Annotated in this window: 12 protein-coding genes; 6 read left to right on the forward strand and 6 right to left on the reverse strand. The window is 72.8% G+C overall.

The genetic code is table 11. The features are described from left to right. Positions 1-592: 592 nt before the first annotated feature. Positions 593-1225 (reverse strand): TetR/AcrR family transcriptional regulator, encoded by a 633-nt coding sequence (locus tag ACFYMP_RS05105; RefSeq protein ID WP_388850648.1) that lies wholly within the window; start codon positions 1223-1225, stop codon positions 593-595. A 263-nt stretch (positions 1226-1488) separates the two neighbouring features. On the opposite strand from ACFYMP_RS05105, the gene ACFYMP_RS05110 reads away from it, so the two are divergent. From ACFYMP_RS05110 to ACFYMP_RS05125, 4 genes are all read left to right on the forward strand, one after another. After that, on the forward strand, positions 1489-2466 hold the full coding sequence (locus ACFYMP_RS05110; protein ID WP_388850652.1) for a tetratricopeptide repeat protein: 978 nt from the start codon (positions 1489-1491) through the stop codon (positions 2464-2466). Between the two features lie 624 nt (positions 2467-3090). Further along, a complete protein-coding gene (locus ACFYMP_RS05115; RefSeq protein WP_388850655.1) occupies positions 3091-3705 on the forward strand; it encodes a DUF6230 family protein in 615 nt (204 codons plus the stop codon). A gap of 189 nt (positions 3706-3894) precedes the next feature. Further along, positions 3895-4506 (forward strand): DUF6114 domain-containing protein, encoded by a 612-nt coding sequence (locus tag ACFYMP_RS05120; protein WP_388850658.1) that lies wholly within the window; start codon positions 3895-3897, stop codon positions 4504-4506. Further along, on the forward strand, positions 4496-6004 hold the full coding sequence (locus tag ACFYMP_RS05125; protein WP_388850661.1) for a hypothetical protein: 1509 nt from the start codon (positions 4496-4498) through the stop codon (positions 6002-6004). Before ACFYMP_RS05120 ends, ACFYMP_RS05125 begins: the two co-directional genes overlap by 11 nt. A gap of 96 nt (positions 6005-6100) precedes the next feature. On the opposite strand, the gene pyk is transcribed toward ACFYMP_RS05125, so the two are convergent. From pyk to pta, 3 genes are all read right to left on the reverse strand, one after another. After that, a complete protein-coding gene (gene pyk / locus ACFYMP_RS05130; RefSeq protein ID WP_388850664.1) occupies positions 6101-7531 on the reverse strand; it encodes a pyruvate kinase in 1431 nt (476 codons plus the stop codon). A 74-nt stretch (positions 7532-7605) separates the two neighbouring features. After that, positions 7606-8847: an acetate kinase gene (locus ACFYMP_RS05135; protein WP_388850667.1), complete on the reverse strand. Its 1242-nt coding sequence runs from the start codon at positions 8845-8847 to the stop codon at positions 7606-7608. 108 nt (positions 8848-8955) lie between these two features. Beyond that, positions 8956-11034, reverse strand: coding sequence for a phosphate acetyltransferase (gene pta, locus ACFYMP_RS05140; protein WP_388850670.1), 2079 nt, complete (start codon positions 11032-11034; stop codon positions 8956-8958). Between the two features lie 312 nt (positions 11035-11346). Here pta and ACFYMP_RS05145 point away from each other — a divergent pair, with 312 nt between their 5' ends. Then, positions 11347-12372 (forward strand): ATP-dependent 6-phosphofructokinase, encoded by a 1026-nt coding sequence (locus ACFYMP_RS05145; protein ID WP_388850672.1) that lies wholly within the window; start codon positions 11347-11349, stop codon positions 12370-12372. 62 nt (positions 12373-12434) lie between these two features. Here the strand turns inward: ACFYMP_RS05145 and ACFYMP_RS05150 are convergent, their stop codons facing one another. Together ACFYMP_RS05150 and ACFYMP_RS05155 are read right to left on the reverse strand one after the other, a co-directional pair. Continuing rightward, positions 12435-13154 carry a response regulator gene (locus ACFYMP_RS05150; protein ID WP_388850674.1) on the reverse strand — a complete coding sequence of 240 codons (720 nt, stop codon included), beginning with the start codon at positions 13152-13154 and terminating at the stop codon, positions 12435-12437. Further along, positions 13151-14791, reverse strand: a complete 1641-nt coding sequence (locus ACFYMP_RS05155; RefSeq protein ID WP_388850677.1) for an ATP-binding protein — start codon at positions 14789-14791, stop codon at positions 13151-13153. Before ACFYMP_RS05155 ends, ACFYMP_RS05150 begins: the two co-directional genes overlap by 4 nt. A 271-nt stretch (positions 14792-15062) precedes the next feature. Here ACFYMP_RS05155 and ACFYMP_RS05160 point away from each other — a divergent pair, with 271 nt between their 5' ends. Continuing rightward, on the forward strand, positions 15063-16475 hold the full coding sequence (locus tag ACFYMP_RS05160) for a cation:dicarboxylate symporter family transporter (RefSeq protein WP_388850680.1): 1413 nt from the start codon (positions 15063-15065) through the stop codon (positions 16473-16475). Positions 16476-16550: the final 75 nt, after the last annotated feature.

Raw genomic sequence — 16550 nt, forward strand, 5'->3', positions numbered from 1 at the left:
GAAATCGCCCGCGCCGTCGAAAGGGACGGGGCGCCCGGTCCGCGGGGGTGCGCCTGGTGCGCCTGGTTCCGTGAACCGTCCCGGCCAGGTGCCGGGCCGGGGCGGCGCGCGCCGACGAGACGGACGGGGCCCGCGAGAGCCGAGGACGGGGCGGGACTGACGGGAGCGCGCCCTCTCCGCCGCCCCGCCACGCCATCCCTCCGTGACGCCGCCGTCACGGCACCCGCGCTCCGGTACGCCGTGCTGTGCCGTGCGGTGCGGAGCGGAGCGGTGGTGGTGCGCGGTGCGGCGCCCAGGGGGCGCCGCGTTGTCCCTCTGTGTCCCTCTGTGAAGCCCCGGCCACGGGTCCGCGCCCCGGTGCGCCGCTCCGTGGCGCGCGGTACGACCCCCACGAGGCGGCCGCGGGCATCCTCCTGCGACGCCGCCGGGCACCCCGTCACGGCCTCTTCCCGCGCCACCGCGCCACCTCTGGACGCCCCCGCCACGGCCTGCCCCCGCGCTAACGCGCCACCCCCGGACGCCCCACCACGACATCCCTCTACGACGCTGCCCCGTGGTCTACACCGCCCGTGGTCCACGCCGTTCCCCGGGCCTACGCCGTCCCGCCGATCCCCGTCACCAGCAGGAGGGCCAGGCGCTCGGCCCAGTCCGCGTCCACCGGTTGCGCGCTCACCAGCGCCCGGTGCACGACGGTGCCCGCGATGACGTCGAAGACCAGATCCGTGTTGCGGGTGGCGGCGACCGGGTCCGCGTCGGGCGGGATCTCGCCGCGTCCCTGGGCCCGCGCCCTGCCCTCCACCACGAGCCGCTTCTGGCGGTCCACGATCGCCGAGCCGATACGGCGGCGCAGGGCCTCGTCCCGGGTGGACTCGGCGACCACCGCCATCAGCGAGGTCCGCGTCTCGGGGCGCTCAAGCAGCGCGGCGAACTGCAGCACCACCGCGCTCACGTCCGAGGCCAGGGAGCCGGAGTCGGGCAACTCCAGTTCGTCGAAGAGGACCGCCACCGCGTCCACGACCAGCTCGCTCTTGCCCGGCCAGCGCCGGTAGAGCGTCGTCTTCGCCACCCCGGCGCGGCTGGCCACCTCGCCCAGCCGCAGCCCCGACCAGCCCGCCTCGACCAGCACCTCGCGGGTCGCCGCGAGGATCGCCTCGTCGGCGGCGGCGCTTCGAGGCCGCCCGCCCCGGGCGGGAGGGGACGGCGGAGAGGGGATGCGACGCTGCATGCCGTGACCATACCGGCCGGTACGACTTCGGGGCGTGAGCGAGATCACCGGGCGGAGGGGGCGCTCAGGAGTTACGCTACGAGTCGTAGCGTAAGGAGCGACAACCACGCGCGCCCGAGGTGGGGACCCCGGGCATCCACGCACTACCACGGCGGTACCCGCCGCACGCCGCCCGGCCTCGGCCGACGGCGTGTCGCCCCAGCAATGGGTGCAATATGCACCTGACTTTTCCGCAGCGACGCAGGACAGGGGAGGATGGCCTCATGCAGCCACGGAACATGTCCATGAGCGGAGTCGTCGACCTCGCCGCGGTGAAGGCGGCCCAAGAGGCCAAGGCGAAGGCGGAACAGGCGCGGGCGGAAGCCGCGCGCAACGGCGGCGGGGGAGCGGCCTCCCCGTCCTCGCTGGTCATCGACGTCGACGAGGCCGGTTTTGAGCGCGACGTCCTCCAGCGCTCCACCGAGGTGCCCGTCGTCATCGACTTCTGGGCCGAGTGGTGCGAGCCCTGCAAGCAGCTCGGCCCGCTCCTGGAGCGGCTCGCGCTGGAGTACAACGGCCGCTTCCTGCTTGCCAAGGTCGATGTCGACGCCAACCAGATGCTGATGCAGCAGTTCGGCATCCAGGGCATCCCGGCCGTCTTCGCGGTGGTCGCCGGCCAGGCGCTGCCGCTCTTCCAGGGCGCCGCCCCGGAGACGCAGATCCGCCAGACCCTCGACCAGCTCATCCAGGTCGGCGAGGAGCGCTTCGGGCTCACCGGCATCGCCGTCGACCCGGACGCCGCCCAGCCCGACGAGGCCGGTCAGGCCCCGCCGGTGCCCGCGGGCCCCTACGACGCGCTGCTGGAGGCCGCCGTCCAGGCGCTGGACGCCGGGGACTTCGCCGGCGCGGTGCAGGCGTACCGCAACGTGCTCTCCGACGACCCGGCCAACACGGAGGCCAAGCTCGGTCTCGCCCAGGCCGAACTGCTGCGACGTGTTTCCGAGTTGGACCCGCAGCAGGTCCGCAAGGACGCGGCGGAGCGGCCCGGCGACGTCTCCGCGCAGCTCGCCGCCGCCGACCTCGACCTGGCCGGCGGTCACGTGGAGGACGCCTTCGGCCGGATCGTGGAGACCGTACGGCGCACGGCGGGCGAGGACCGCGACGCCGCACGCCTGCGGCTGCTGGAGCTGTTCGAGGTCGTCGGCGCCGAGGACCCGCGCGTCGCCGCCGCCCGTACCGCCCTGGCCCGGGTGCTCTTCTGACGGGCCGCCCCCGGTAGGTGCATATGCCCGGGGCCTGTCGGGTTCCGGGGAGATTTGACGACACGGTGACGCAGCGGCCGCCCTTTACCAAATCTTGGTAATCGGCGGCCGCTGTTACTTGCAGTAAGTCACTACGGACAAAGCGTCGCGATGTGTGGGCGGATATCCCGTTATGCCCCCCTGTGTGGAGCCACCGTCCGTGGGGAGGTGGCGGAGAGGGGACCCGTCGCGGTCATCTCCGCGTTACTAGTCAGTAACGAACCCCTTGTGCGGGCGCTCCGAATGCACCACGATCGGCCACGCTCGGTCCATTCCCCCCGCCCGGCAACCAGCCGGGTGCCACGGGGGGCTTCTGGGTCCCCACCGGGCGGGCCGGAGCCTGCGGGCGCCGGTCTCTGGACAGGGGGGTCTCCGTCGGTCGGCGGGGCCTGTCCATCGGGTTGCGTGAAGCCGCAGCCAGTGGTTGTCGCTCGGGGGTGATCGCCGGAGATCCGGGCGCGCGCAGCGCCGCGAGTCCCCGGTGCTTCTTCCCGAGGACGTAGCGCTTCTCCCATCCCTGCCCGGCCGCCTTGCCGAACGGCAGTGGCCAGGGCCGGAGATGTACGTCCGAGAAGGAGGAAAGTCATGGAGTCTCTCGCTCGTGGCGGGACCAGATGGCGCCGTTTCGCCGTCGTCATGGTTCCGAGCATCGCGGCCACCGCCGCGATCGGTGTGGCGCTGTCACAGGGCGCGCTCGCCGCTTCGTTCAGCGTGTCGGGCCAGTCGTTCAAGGTGTCCGCCAAGGAACTGAACGGCAAGGGCTTCGCCCAGTACGGCGGCGTCGACGCGGGCTACGACAAGTCCGGTCACGCGGTGGCCATCTCGTCGTTCAAGTCGGCCGACATCACCGACATGTGTCAGTCGGTCGTCACGCCCGACGTCCCGCTGGTCGGCACCATCACCCTGCAGCTCAAGGCGGGTGGCAAGGGCACTCCGGTGCACGCCGACAACCTGTACATCGACGTCGCCGACCTGAGCGCCGACGCCGAGTTCAGGAACATCGACATCGGCGTGGCGACCGGCGCCGCCAAGAAGGGCCCGGAGGTCCGGGATCAGGTCAACCCCAACGGTTTCGCGCAGCAGGCCGACGAGGCCACGCTGAAGAACGTGAAGCAGACCGCGTGGGCCACCACCGCCGGGACCTTCAAGCTGAGCGGGCTCAGCATGAAGCTGCACAAGGGCGTCAAGGAGTGCTACTGAGCACCCGCCCCCGGCGGACGCTCCCGGGCTTCCGCCCCGGGCCGACGGGCCGTTGAGCGGCCCCTCGCCCTCGGCGGGCCAGGAGCCCGCGGCGGCCTTCCCGGGCCTCATCTCCCGGGGAGGCGGCCGGGCGGCCGTCCGCCTCCCCTCCTTCTTCCACGCACAGCCGGTTCCAGGGAGCTGTTTTTCATGAGCGCCGAGTCCCCAGGGCTGAGCCACCGAATCCACCACTGGCGTCTCAGGTTCCGCGCCTGGCGCGGCACTCGCCCGTTCTGGGCGGGGCTGCTCACGCTGCTGGGCGGGATACCCATCGCCTACCTGCCCTACAACGACCTCAAGCTCGGGCAGCTCACCCTCAGGATGGCCACCACCGCGGGTGCGGGATCGCTGATCATCGGCATCCTGCTGATCACCCTCGGACTGACGATGTGGTACCACCACATCGTCCGGGTGTTCGCCGGGGTCGCGGCGATTCTGCTGGCCCTCATCTCCATCCCCGTCTCCAACCTCGGCGGGCTGTTCTTCGGCTTCCTGCTGGCCATGGTGGGCGGCGCGCTGTCGCTGTCCTGGGCGCCCGCGAAGCCCCCGTCCGACGAGGTCACCCCCGCCGGCCTGGCGGCGCCCGCTCCCGGCGGCACCCCCGGCCCGCCGCCCGGCACGCCCGGCGGCCCCGCGCCCACGGGCGGCGACCCCCTCCCCGGACCGGAGCGTGGCGGCCCCGCCGGGCCCGCGCCCGCCGGTGACGACGGCCGCCCGTTCGCGCAGGTGTCGGGTGACGGCGGGAGGCACCGTGCGGAATGAGGAACCGGTGGCCTCCGGGCCGGACCGGCCCGGCAGAACCGGCCCGCGCCACGCGGCGCCCAGGAAGTCCCTGCTGACCAAACTGCAGATACCCGCCGGCAAGGCGATGGCCCTGGCCGCGATGCCGACGGCCGTGTTCGTGGGGATCGGCCTCACGCCCCGGCTCGCCCTCGCCGACGACAAGGCGGAGCTGCCCTTCGCCCCCGGCCCCTGCGTCACCCGCTCCGACGAGCCCGCCACCGAGGAGCCCTCGGCGACCCCGAGCCCCTCGGCCTCCGCGTCCGCCTCCCCCTCCGCCTCGCCGAGCCCGGACGCGGGCGGTACGCCGAAGCCCTCGGCCACCCCGGACGCGCCCGCCGACGGCTCCGACGGGGCCACGGACGGTGCTGACCCGAAGGACACGAAGGACCCGAAGAGCCCCGAGGACGAGAAGGCCCCGGAGGACTCCGCGGCCTCCGCCCCCACCGGCGCGCAGGACTCCGGGCGGAGCGCCGGGCCGGAGACGAAGTCCGCCCCCCAGCCGTCCTCGACCCCCTCGCCCTCGGCCTCCGAGACGACGAACCCGCTCGACCCGCTGGGCGTGGGCAAGGCGCTCAAGGACCTCCTGACCCCCAAGGAGAAGAAGGAACAGGAGGAGAAGGAGGCGGCGGACAAGGCCGCCCAGGACAAGGCCGGGACCGACGAGAGCGCCGGCCCGACCGCCGAGGACGACAAGGCCGACCAGGCCGCCAAGGGCGAGAAGGCCGCCGAGGGCGAGAAGGGCGATCAGACCGCCAAGTCCGGCAAGGGCGACGAGAGCGGTACGGCGAAGGGCTCCGCGACCACCGCCCCCCGTACCCTCAAGGACGACATCACCGACGCCGCCCGCGGGGCCGGGGCCGCCGAGAAGGACATCGCCGAGGGCGCCCGCTCCGCCGCCGAGAAGAACGCGGCCGGACCGCGGGCGGAGAAGGCCGGGGAGGACGACCCGGAGGCCGGGGACCCCGAGCCCGACGGCACCGAGCCCTACCCCTGCCCCACCCATGACGCGAAGGCCCTCGCCGACGCCGACGTGGACGAGTCCTACCCGAGGGTCGCCGACGAGCCCTGGCGCCTGGAGACCACCAAGCTCAGCCTGCACGGGCTCGGCTACGACGGGATCGTCAAGGTCCGCACCTCCAGCGGCACGGTCAAGAACGTCCTGAAGTTCACCGCGACCGGACTCGACATCAAGGACCTGCACCAGCTGACCGTGGGTCCCGACGGGAAGACCGGCCACGTCAAGGGCGCTCCCGGCTCCACGTCGACGATCCGCGACGGAAAGATCACGATGTACACGGAGCGGCTCAAGGGGAACCTGCTGGGCCTGATCCCGGTGGACTTCACCCCCGACAGCCCGCCGCCGCTGACCCTGCCCGAGCTGTTCTTCACCAAGGTGACGGTCGTGCAGGCCGCGCAGTTCGGCGGAACCCTCAGCATCCCCGGACTGCGCAACTACTACGACACGGACGCCGGGTGACCGAACGCGTACGGCCGTAGGACGGAGGAACGGCGAGAGGGGCACCCCGCCCGGGGTGCCCCTCTCGCCGTTCCTCGTGTGCGCCGTGCCCCGGGGTCAGTCCCGGCGGCCGCCGCCCAGGTGGTGCACGCGCACCATGTTGGTCGTGCCCGGGACGCCGGGAGGCGAACCGGCCGTGATCACCACGGTGTCGCCGTCCTTCAGCTTGCCCATCTTGACGACCTCGGCGTCCACCAGCTCGACCATGTCGTCGGTGTTGTCCACGTGCGGGGCGAAGTGCGCCTCGACGCCCCAGCTCAGCGCGAGCTGGTTGCGGGACGCCTCGCTCGTCGTGAAGGCCACGACCGGCTGCGCCGTGCGGTAGCGGGAGAGCCGGCGGGCGGTGTCCCCGGACTCGGTGAAGGCGATGAGCGCCTTCGCGTCCAGGAAGTCGGCGATCTCGGCGGCCGCGCGGGCCACCGCACCGCCCTGCGTACGGGGCTTCTTGCCGGGCACGAGCGGCTGGAGGCCCTTGGAGAGCAGCTCCTCCTCGGCCGCCACGACGATCTTCGACATCGTCTTGACGGTCTCGATCGGGTAGGCGCCCACGCTCGACTCGGCGGAGAGCATGACCGCGTCCGCGCCGTCCAGGATCGCGTTCGCGACGTCGCTCGCCTCGGCGCGCGTCGGACGCGAGTTGGTGATCATCGACTCCATCATCTGGGTCGCCACGATCACCGGCTTGGCGTTGCGCCGGCACAGCTCCACGAGGCGCTTCTGCACCATCGGGACCTTCTCCAGCGGGTACTCGACGGCGAGGTCGCCACGGGCCACCATCACGCTGTCGAAGGCGAGGACCACGTCCTCCATGTTCGCGACGGCCTGCGGCTTCTCGACCTTGGCGATGACCGGGAGGCGGCGGCCCTCCTCGTCCATGACGCGGTGGACGTCCTTGACGTCGTTGGCGTCGCGCACGAAGGACAGCGCGATCATGTCGGCACCGACCCGCAGCGCGAAGCGCAGGTCCTCGATGTCCTTCTCGGACAGGGCCGGCACGTTGACGGCGGCACCGGGCAGGTTGATGCCCTTGTGGTCGGAGACCACGCCGCCCTCGATGACGATCGTGTGCACCTTCGGGCCCTCGACCGAGGTGACCTTCAGCTCGACGTTGCCGTCGTTGATGAGGATCGGGTCGCCCTTGACGACGTCACCCGGCAGGCCCTTGTAGGTCGTGCCGCAGATGCTGCGGTCACCGGCCACGTCCTCGGCGGTGATGGTGAACTCGTCACCGCGCACCAGCTCGACGGGGCCCTCGGCGAAGGTCTCCAGGCGGATCTTCGGCCCCTGGAGGTCGAAGAGCACCCCGACCGCGCGGCCGGTGTCCTCGGCGGCCTGGCGGACCCGGCGGTACCGCTGCTCGTGCTCCTCGTGGGAACCGTGGCTCATGTTGAAACGGGCCACGTTCATACCGGCCTCGATCAGAGCTTTGAGTTGCTCGTACGAGTCGACGGCGGGGCCGAGTGTGCAGACGATTTTGGAACGGCGCATGAGGCTGATCCTATCGGTTTGTTTCGGGGCGGGATTAACGGACTGTCGGAACATACAAATGGGCGCGGTGGTGCTCAGGTGGTGCCCTCCCGCACCGTGTCCTGACCGTTCACCAGCCCGTAGGTCTGCGTCGCGATCTCCAGTTCCTCGTCGGTCGGTACCACGGCCACCGCGACCCGCGACCCGGCCGGCGAGATCAGCCGGGGCGTCCTGTCGCGTACGGCGTTCAGCCGCGGGTCCACCACGAGACCAAGGCCCTCCAGGCCCTCCACGGCAGCCAGCCGCACCGCCGCCGCGTTCTCGCCGACCCCGGCCGTGAAGGTCACCGCGTCCACCCGGCCCAGCACCGCCGTGTAGGCGCCGATGTACTTCTTCAGCCGGTGCACGTACACCTCGAGGGCCAGCCGGGCGGCCGGGTCGCCCTCGTCGGACCTGCGGGTGACCTCCCGCATGTCGTTGTCCCCGCACAGGCCGAGCAGCCCGCTCCTCCGGTTGAGCAGCACATCCACATCCTGGGCCGACATGTCCGCGTTCCGCATCAGGTGGAAGACCACGGCGGGGTCGATGTCCCCCGACCGGGTGCCCATCACCAGCCCCTCCAGGGGGGTCAGCCCCATCGAGGTCTCCACGCTGCGCCCGCCCCGTACGGCGGCGGCCGAGGCCCCGTTGCCCAGGTGCAGCACGATCGTGTTCACCTCGTCGTAGGGACGCCCCAGCAGCCGCGCCGTGGCCCGCGAGACGAAGGCGTGCGAGGTGCCGTGCGCGCCGTAGCGGCGGATGTGGTGCGCGTCGGCCGTCTCGGCCTCCAGCGCGTAGCGCGCCGCCGCCTCCGGCATGTGCGCGTGGAAGGCGGTGTCGAACACGGCGACCTGCGGCAGGTCGGGGCGCAGCGCCCGCGCCGTGCGGATGCCCGCGAGCCCGGCCGGGTTGTGCAGCGGGGCGACCGGGGCGAGCCGCTCGATCTCCTTCTCGACCGCCGCGTCCACCAGGGTCGGCGCGTCGAACAGCCGACCCCCGTGCACGATGCGGTGGCCGACGGCGGCCAGCTCGGGGGAGTCGAGGCCGAGCCCGTCCGCGTCGAGTTCGGCGGCCACCGCCCGCAACGCCTCCTCGTGGCCGGCGATCCGCCCCTCGCGCTCCCGGGTCCGCGCCCCGTCCTCGGTGAGCCGGGTGTACTCGACGCGCGAGGTGCGCTCGCCGATCCGCTCGACCAGACCGGCCGCGAGCCTGGTGCGGTCGCGCATGTCGAGCAACTGGTACTTCACCGACGAGGAGCCGGAGTTCAGGACGAGCACACGGGTGCGGGCTTCAGCCACGGGTACGAGCACTTTCTACGCGGAGAGAGGGACGGGCGTACGGGGCGGCCGGGGGCGGGGACCCGGGGCGCCGGGAGGCCGCCGGCCGGGCCGGGGCGGGCACGGTACTCACTCCGCCTCCCCGGCCTGCGCCTGGATCGCGGTGATCGCGACGGTGTTCACGATGTCCTGCACGAGCGCCCCGCGCGACAGGTCGTTGACGGGCTTGCGCAGCCCCTGGAGGACCGGGCCGACCGCGACCGCCCCGGCCGAGCGCTGCACCGCCTTGTACGTGTTGTTGCCGGTGTTCAGGTCGGGGAAGATCAGCACGCTCGCCCGCCCCGCGACCTGCGAACCGGGCAGCTTGGTCGCCGCCACGGAGGGCTCGACGGCCGCGTCGTACTGGATGGGCCCCTCGATCAGCAGCTCCGGACGCTCCCGGCGCACCAGCGCGGTCGCGGCGCGGACCTTGTCCACGTCGGCGCCGCTGCCCGAGGTCCCCGTCGAGTACGAGAGCATCGCGATCCTCGGCTCCACCCCGAAGGCCGCCGCCGTCGTCGCCGACTGCGCCGCGATGTCCGCGAGCTGCTCGGCGTCCGGGTCCGGGTTGACCGCGCAGTCCGCGTACACCAGGACCTTGTCGGCCAGGCACATGAAGAAGGCCGAGGAGACCAGCCGCGCGTCCGGACGGGTCTTGATGATCTCGAAGGCCGGGCGGATCGTCGCCGCCGTCGAGTGCACCGCGCCCGAGACCATGCCGTCGGCGAGGCCCGCGCGCACCATGAGCGTGCCGAAGTAGTTGACGTCCGCGACCACGTCGTACGCCAGCTCCACCGTCACCCCCTTGTGGGCCCGCAGTCGCGCGTACTCCTCGGCGAATCCCTGACGCAGCTCCGAGTCCTGGGGGTCGACCAGCTGGGCGCCCGAGAGGTCCACGCCGAGGTCGGCGGCCTTCTTGCGGATCGTCCCGACCGGGCCCAGCAGGGTCAGCTCGCACACCGAGCGCCGCAGCAGGACGTCCGCCGCGCGCAGTACCCGCTCCTCGGTCCCCTCCGGCAGTACGACCCGGCGCGGCAGCGCCCGCGCCTGCTCCAGCAGCTTGTGGGCGAACATCATCGGCGTGACCCGCTCGCTGCCCGAGACCTGCACGCGGCTGAGCAGCCCGGGACCGTCGGCCCAGCGCTCGAACAGGCCGAGCGCCGTCTCCGCCTTGCGCGGGGTGGCCGCCCCGAGCCTGCCCTCCAGGGTGAACAGCTCGGCGGCGGTCGGGAAGCTGTTGCCCGGGACCGAGACCACCGGGGTGCCCGGCGCCAGCCGCCGGGCGAGCGCCAGCACCCCCGCGTCGGGACGCTCGCCCAGCGTCAGCAGCACCCCGGCCAGCGGCGGGGTGCCCGCCGCGTGCGCGGCCAGCGCCCCCACCACCAGATCGGCCCGGTCCCCGGGCGTGACGACGAGAGTGCCCGGGGTCAGCGCCTTCAGGAAGTTCGGCAGGGTCGCGCCGCCGAACACGAAGTCCAGCGCGTCGCGCGAGAGGCCCGCCTCGTCCCCGAGCAGGACCGTTCCCCCCAGGGTGTGGGTGATCTGCGCGACGGTCGGCGCGGACAGCGCCGGATCGTCCGGCAGGACGTAGCAGGGCACCGGCAGCCGGGCCGCGAGCCGCTCCTCGATCAGGTCCCGGTCGGCGGGCGCCACCCGGTTCACGACCATCGCGAGCACGTCGCAGCCGCGCGTGGCGTAGGCCCGGTACGCGTTGGCCGCCTCGTCCCCCACCGAGTCCGCCGACTGCTCGCGACCGCCGACCACCGGCAGCACGGCGGCCCCGAACTCGTTGGCCAGCCGCGCGTTCAGCCCGAGCTCGTCGGGCAGCTGGGTGTGCGCGAAGTCCGTCCCGATGACCAGCACCGCCTCGTAGGAGGCGGCGAGCCGGTGATAGCGGTCCACGAGGGCGGAGACGAGTTCGTCGGAGCCCTGCTCGGCCTGGAGGCTCGCGGCCTGCTCGTAGTGCATGCCGAAGACCGACTCCGCGGGCTGCGACAGGTGGTAGCGCTCGCGCAGCAGCTCGTACATCCGGTCGGGGCCGTCGTGCACGAGCGGGCGGAACACGGCGATCCGGTCGACCCGGCGGGTGAGGAGTTCCATCATCCCCAGCTCGACGACCTGACGCCCGTCGCCCCGGTCGATACCGGTCACGTAGACACTGCGCGCCACCTGATTTTCTCCGTTTCGACGCTCTTCGTCTCTCAGACGCTCTTCGTCACCCATAGGACAGAAACACCCGATCTGCTGAGCATTTCCTCTTGACACTACCCATGAGGATGGATAGTGCGCCCGTCCGTGGGGTAGGGGCGCGTCCGTGCGAGGCACACCCCTCGTGGGACGGGTGACCGCTCCCGGGAGGATCAACCCGGACGACCGCCCACGCGGGCCGCCGCGGCAGGGGCCGCCGGAGCCGCCCAAAGACCGTGACAGAATCGGCCACAGCTCACGCGCGGAACTAGTAGCGAGCAGGAGACCAGCACGATGCGCATCGGAATTCTCACCGCAGGCGGCGACTGCCCCGGCCTCAACGCAGTGATCCGGTCGGTCGTGCACCGTGCCGTCACGCATCACGGCGACGAGGTCATCGGCTTCGAGGACGGCTACAAGGGCCTGCTCGACCGGCGGTACCGCCCGCTCGACCTGGACGCCGTCAGCGGCATCCTGGCCCGCGGCGGCACCATCCTCGGTTCGGCCCGCCTGGAGCGCGGCCGGCTCGCGGAAGCCTGCGCGAACGCGCGGGAACTCTCCCGCGAACTCGGCATCGACGCCCTCATCCCGATCGGCGGCGAGGGCACGCTCACCGCGGCCCGGATGCTGTCCGACAGCGGGATGCCGGTGGTCGGCGTGCCGAAGACGATCGACAACGACATCTCCTCCACCGACCGCACCTTCGGCTTCGACACCGCCGTGGGCGTGGCCACCGAGGCCATCGACCGCCTCAAGACCACCGCCGAGTCCCACCAGCGCGTCATGGTCGTGGAGGTCATGGGCCGGCACGCGGGCTGGATCGCCCTGGAGTCCGGGATGGCGGGCGGCGCGCACGGCATCTGCCTGCCCGAGCGGCCCTTCGACCCGGCCGACCTCGCCAAGATGGTCGAGGAGCGCTTCGCGCGCGGCAAGAAGTTCGCCGTCATCTGCGTCGCCGAGGGCGCCCACCCGGCGGCCGGCACGATGGACTACGGCACGGGCGAGATCGACCAGTTCGGGCACGAGCGCTTCCTCGGCATCGGCACCGCCCTCGCCTACGAGCTGGAGTCCCGCCTCGGCAAGGAGGCCCGGCCCGTCATCCTCGGCCACGTCCAGCGCGGCGGCACCCCCACCGCGTACGACAGGGTGCTCGCGACCCGCTTCGGCTGGTACGCCGTCGAAGCCGTGCACCGCGGCGACTTCGGCAACATGACCGCCCTGCGCGGCACCGACGTCGTCATGGTCCCGCTCGCCGAGGCCGTCACCGAACTCAAGCGCGTCCCCAAGGAGCGCATGGACGAGGCCGAGTCGGTCTTCTGACCAACGGCTAACCAACGGCGCGACCAGGAGGGGCGACCGGCCCGGCACCCGCCGGCCGCCCCTCAGCCCCGCGCCGACCAGCGGTAGTGCAGTTCGGGGCGGCCCACCTGCCCGTACCGCGGCTCCTTCGTCACGAGCCCCTGCTCGACCAGATGCTCCAGATAGCGCCGGGCGGTGATGCGCGAGAGCCCCGCCGCCCCGGCGAGCGCCGCCGCCGTCAGCCCCCCGGGCGCCGCCCGCAACGCGCCCGTCACCCGGTCGAGGGTCGGCGCGCTCAGCCCCTTCGGCAACTGCGCCGGTCGCGGCGCGCGCAGCGCCGCGAGCGCCCGGTCCACGTCCTCCTGACCGGCCGCCTCGCCCGCCGTCGCACGGAACTGCGCGTACCGCACGAGCCGGTCCCGCAGCGTCGCGAAGGTGAAGGGCTTGAGCACATACTGCACCACCCCGAGCGAGACCCCCTCCCGCACGACGCCCAGATCCCGCGCCGAGGTCACCGCGATCACGTCGGCGCGGTGACCGGCCGAGCGCAGCGCCCGCACGAGTCCGAGACCGTGCCCGTCCGGCAGGTACAGGTCGAGCAGCAGCAGGTCCACCTCGACGCGTTCCAGTTCGCGGTGCGCCGCGGCGGCCGAGTGCGCGACGCCCGCGACCCGGAAGCCGGGCACCCGCTCGACGTACAGCCGGTGCGCGTCCGCCGCGACCGCCTCGTCCTCCACGACGAGCACCCGGACGGGGCCCGGCCCCGCGGTCGCCTCCCCGTTCTCCGTGCGGCCGTTGGTCATCCCGTCGTCACCCCTTCGTCCGCCGGGCCGCCCGCCCCGGCCGGGGCGGTGTCCAGCGGCAGCCGTACGGTGAACTCCGCGCCGCCCCCCTCGCCGGTGCGCGCCGTCACGCTGCCGCCCGCGCGCCGTACCGCCTGCTGTACGAGGGCGAGGCCCAGCCCGTGCGCGCCGGGCTCCGCCGACTTGGTGCTCCAGCCCTGCCGGAACACGTCCTGCGCGTGTGCGGGGGACAGGCCGGGGCCGTTGTCGGCGACCCGCAGCAGCAACTGCCCGCCGCCGTCCGCCCGAGCCGTGACGGTGACCCGCGCGCCCGGCGCCCCCTGCGCCGCGTCCACCGCGTTGTCGACGAGGTTGCCGAGCACCGTCACGAGATCACGGCCCGGCAGCGAGCGCGGCAACAACCCGTCGTCGATGCGGCTGTCCTCGCTCACGACGAGTTCGACGCCGTGCTCGTGCGCGTACGCCGTCTTGCCGAGCAGCAGCGCGGCGAGCATCGGTTCGTCGACCGCGCCCACCACCCGGTCGGTCAGCGTCTGCGCGAGCTCCAGTTCGGCCGTCGCGAACTCCACCGCCTCCTCGGCGCGGCCCAGCTCGATGAGCGACACCACCGTGTGCAGCCGGTTCGCCGCCTCGTGCGCCTGTGAGCGCAACGCCCGGGTGAACCCCCGCTCGGCGTCCAGCTCGCCCATCAACGACCGCAGTTCCGTGTGGTCCCGCAGGGTGACCACGGTCCCCGAGCGCTCCCCGCCGCGCACCGGCGAGGTGTTGACGACGAGCACCCGCTCCCGCGTGAGGTGCACCTCGTCCACGCGCGGCTCCGAGGCCAGCAAGGCGCCGGTCAGCCCGCGCGGCAGGCCCAGGGAGGCGACCGGGCGCCCCACGTGCCGGCCGGGCCCCAGCCCCAGCAACTCCCGCGCCCCGTCGTTGATCAGCGCGACCGCCCGGCCCCCGTCCAGCATGAGCAGCCCCTCGCGCACCGCGTGCAGCGTCGCCTCGTGGTAGTCGTGCACCCGGCTCAGCTCGGTCGCGTTCATGCCGTGCGTGTGACGGCGCAGCCGCGCGTTCACGACGTACGTCCCCGTACCGCCGAGGACCAGGGCGGCGGCGGCCACCGCGAACAGCGCCGCCATCTGCTCGCGCACCCGCTCGCTGATCGTCCCCACGTCGATCCCGGCGCTCACCAGACCCACGATCCGCCCGCCGTCCCTGACCGGCGTCACGACCCGCACCGAGGTGCCGAGCGTCCCCTTGTACGTCTCCGAGAAGGTCCGCCCGCGCAGCGCGGGGCCGGTGTGCCCGAGGAAGCGTTCGCCGATCAGGGCGGGTGTCGGGTGGGACCAGCGGATACCGGCCGGCGACATGATCGTGACGAAGGTGAGGTCCGCGTCCACCCGGACCCTCTCCGCGTACGGCTGGAGCCGCACCGTCGGCGCGGGGGTGCGGATCGCCTCGCGCACCGAGGGGGAGTCCGCGACGGCCCGCGCCGCGGCGGTCACCTGCTGCTGCGCGGAGCGGCGCGCCTGGGACCGGTCGCTCAGGTAGGTGAACAGCGCGCAGCCCGCCACGACGAGCGCCACCAGGACGACCTGCATGGCGAAGAGCTGGCCGGCCAGGCTGCGGGGACGGAACAGACGCATCCGCACAGTGTGCCCCCGGGCGCGCGCCGGGCGCCGCCCCGTCGTGAACTCAATGAACACAAGGGTGACGCGGCTCACAGGCTGCGGAATCATCGCGGCAGCCCGGGACGCGTGGATGCCAAGCCGCGATCACCACCAGCGTATCCGGGCGGACCGGACCGCCTCAGCCCTTCCGCCGAATCCGCCGGGTCCCACCGGCCGGGGGCGTGAGCGGGGTGGCCCGGTGAGCCGCAGAGCCGAAGAGCCGATGACGTCTTCAAGGAGGCACCCCGTGTCAGCAACCGAGGCACCCGAGGGACCGCGGGCGCCCGCTGCCCGGCGGGACCGGACCCACTACCTGTACCTGGCCGTGATCGGGGCCGTCGTCCTCGGGATCGTCCTCGGCTTCGCCGCCCCCGGCGTGGCCGTCGAGCTGAAGCCGCTGGGCACGGGGTTCGTGAACCTCATCAAGATGATGATCTCGCCGATCATCTTCTGCACGATCGTGCTGGGCATCGGTTCGGTGCGCAAGGCCGCGAAGGTCGGCGCGGTCGGCGGGCTCGCCCTCGTCTACTTCCTGGTGATGTCCACCGTCGCGCTCGCGATCGGCCTCCTGGTCGGCAACTTCCTGGAGCCGGGCCAGGGCCTGCACCTGACCGAGGCGGTGCGGCACGCCGGTGAGGCGCAGACGGCGGGCGACTCCGAATCGCTCACCGACTTCGCGCTCGGCATCATCCCGGCCACCATGGTCTCCGCCTTCACGAGCGGTGAGGTGCTCCAGACCCTGCTGATCGCGCTGCTCGTCGGCTTCGGCCTCCAGGCCCTCGGCCGCTCCGGCGAACCGGTCCTGCGCGGGGTGGGGCACCTCCAGCGGCTCGTCTTCCGGGTCCTCGCGATGATCATGTGGGCGGCCCCCGTCGGCGCGTTCGGCGCGATGGCCGCCGTGGTCGGCGAGACCGGCGTGGACGCGCTCAAATCGCTCGCCGTCATCATGATCGGCTTCTACGCGACCTGTCTGCTGTTCGTCCTCGTCGTCCTCGGCGCGATGCTGCGCTTCTTCGCGGGCGTCAACATCCTGCTGCTGCTGAAGTACCTGGGCCGTGAGTTCCTGCTCATCCTCTCCACCTCCTCCTCCGAGTCGGCGCTGCCCCGGCTCATCGCGAAGATGGAGCACCTCGGGGTGAGCCGTCCGGTCGTGGGCATCACCGTGCCGACCGGCTACTCCTTCAACCTCGACGGCACGGCGATCTACCTCACGATGGCCTCGATCTTCGTGGCCGAGGCGATGGACCAGCCGCTCTCGGTGGGCCAGCAGATCTCGCTGCTCGTCTTCATGATCATCGCCTCGAAGGGCGCGGCGGGCGTCACCGGCGCCGGCCTCGCGACCCTCGCGGGCGGCCTCCAGTCGCACCGGCCCGAACTGGTCGACGGCGTCGGCCTGATCGTCGGCATCGACCGCTTCATGAGCGAGGCCCGCGCCATGACCAACTTCGCCGGCAACGCGGTGGCCGCCGTCCTCATCGGCACCTGGACCAAGGAGATCGACAAGACCCAGGTCGACGAGGTCCTGGCCGGCCGCAGGCCCTTCGACGAGACGACCCTCGTCGACGACCACGGCCCGGCGGGGGAGCCCGAGGCCGATTCCGGGGTACCCGGGCAGCACGAGCGGACGCCCGTACCGGCCGTGGACACGCGGAAGGTCTGAGCCGGGCGGCACACGACCCCCGTCCCCAGGGAAGCGAGCGGCACCGGACAGACCGCGTCTGTCCGGTGCCGCTCG

It is taken from the genome of Streptomyces sp. NPDC007088, from assembly GCF_042869355.1.
In the GTDB taxonomy this organism is placed as follows: domain Bacteria; phylum Actinomycetota; class Actinomycetes; order Streptomycetales; family Streptomycetaceae; genus Streptomyces.

Coding starts and splice junctions, on each gene's coding strand:
- ACFYMP_RS05105 (WP_388850648.1), bottom strand. CDS start 1,225: ATGCAGCGTCGCATCCCCTCTCCGCCGTCCCCTCCCGCCCGGGGCGGG.
- pyk (WP_388850664.1), bottom strand. CDS start 7,531: ATGCGCCGTTCCAAAATCGTCTGCACACTCGGCCCCGCCGTCGACTCG.
- ACFYMP_RS05145 (WP_388850672.1), top strand. CDS start 11,347: ATGCGCATCGGAATTCTCACCGCAGGCGGCGACTGCCCCGGCCTCAAC.
- ACFYMP_RS05120 (WP_388850658.1), top strand. CDS start 3,895: ATGAGCGCCGAGTCCCCAGGGCTGAGCCACCGAATCCACCACTGGCGT.
- ACFYMP_RS05150 (WP_388850674.1), bottom strand. CDS start 13,154: ATGACCAACGGCCGCACGGAGAACGGGGAGGCGACCGCGGGGCCGGGC.
- ACFYMP_RS05110 (WP_388850652.1), top strand. CDS start 1,489: ATGCAGCCACGGAACATGTCCATGAGCGGAGTCGTCGACCTCGCCGCG.
- ACFYMP_RS05115 (WP_388850655.1), top strand. CDS start 3,091: ATGGAGTCTCTCGCTCGTGGCGGGACCAGATGGCGCCGTTTCGCCGTC.
- ACFYMP_RS05155 (WP_388850677.1), bottom strand. CDS start 14,791: ATGCGTCTGTTCCGTCCCCGCAGCCTGGCCGGCCAGCTCTTCGCCATG.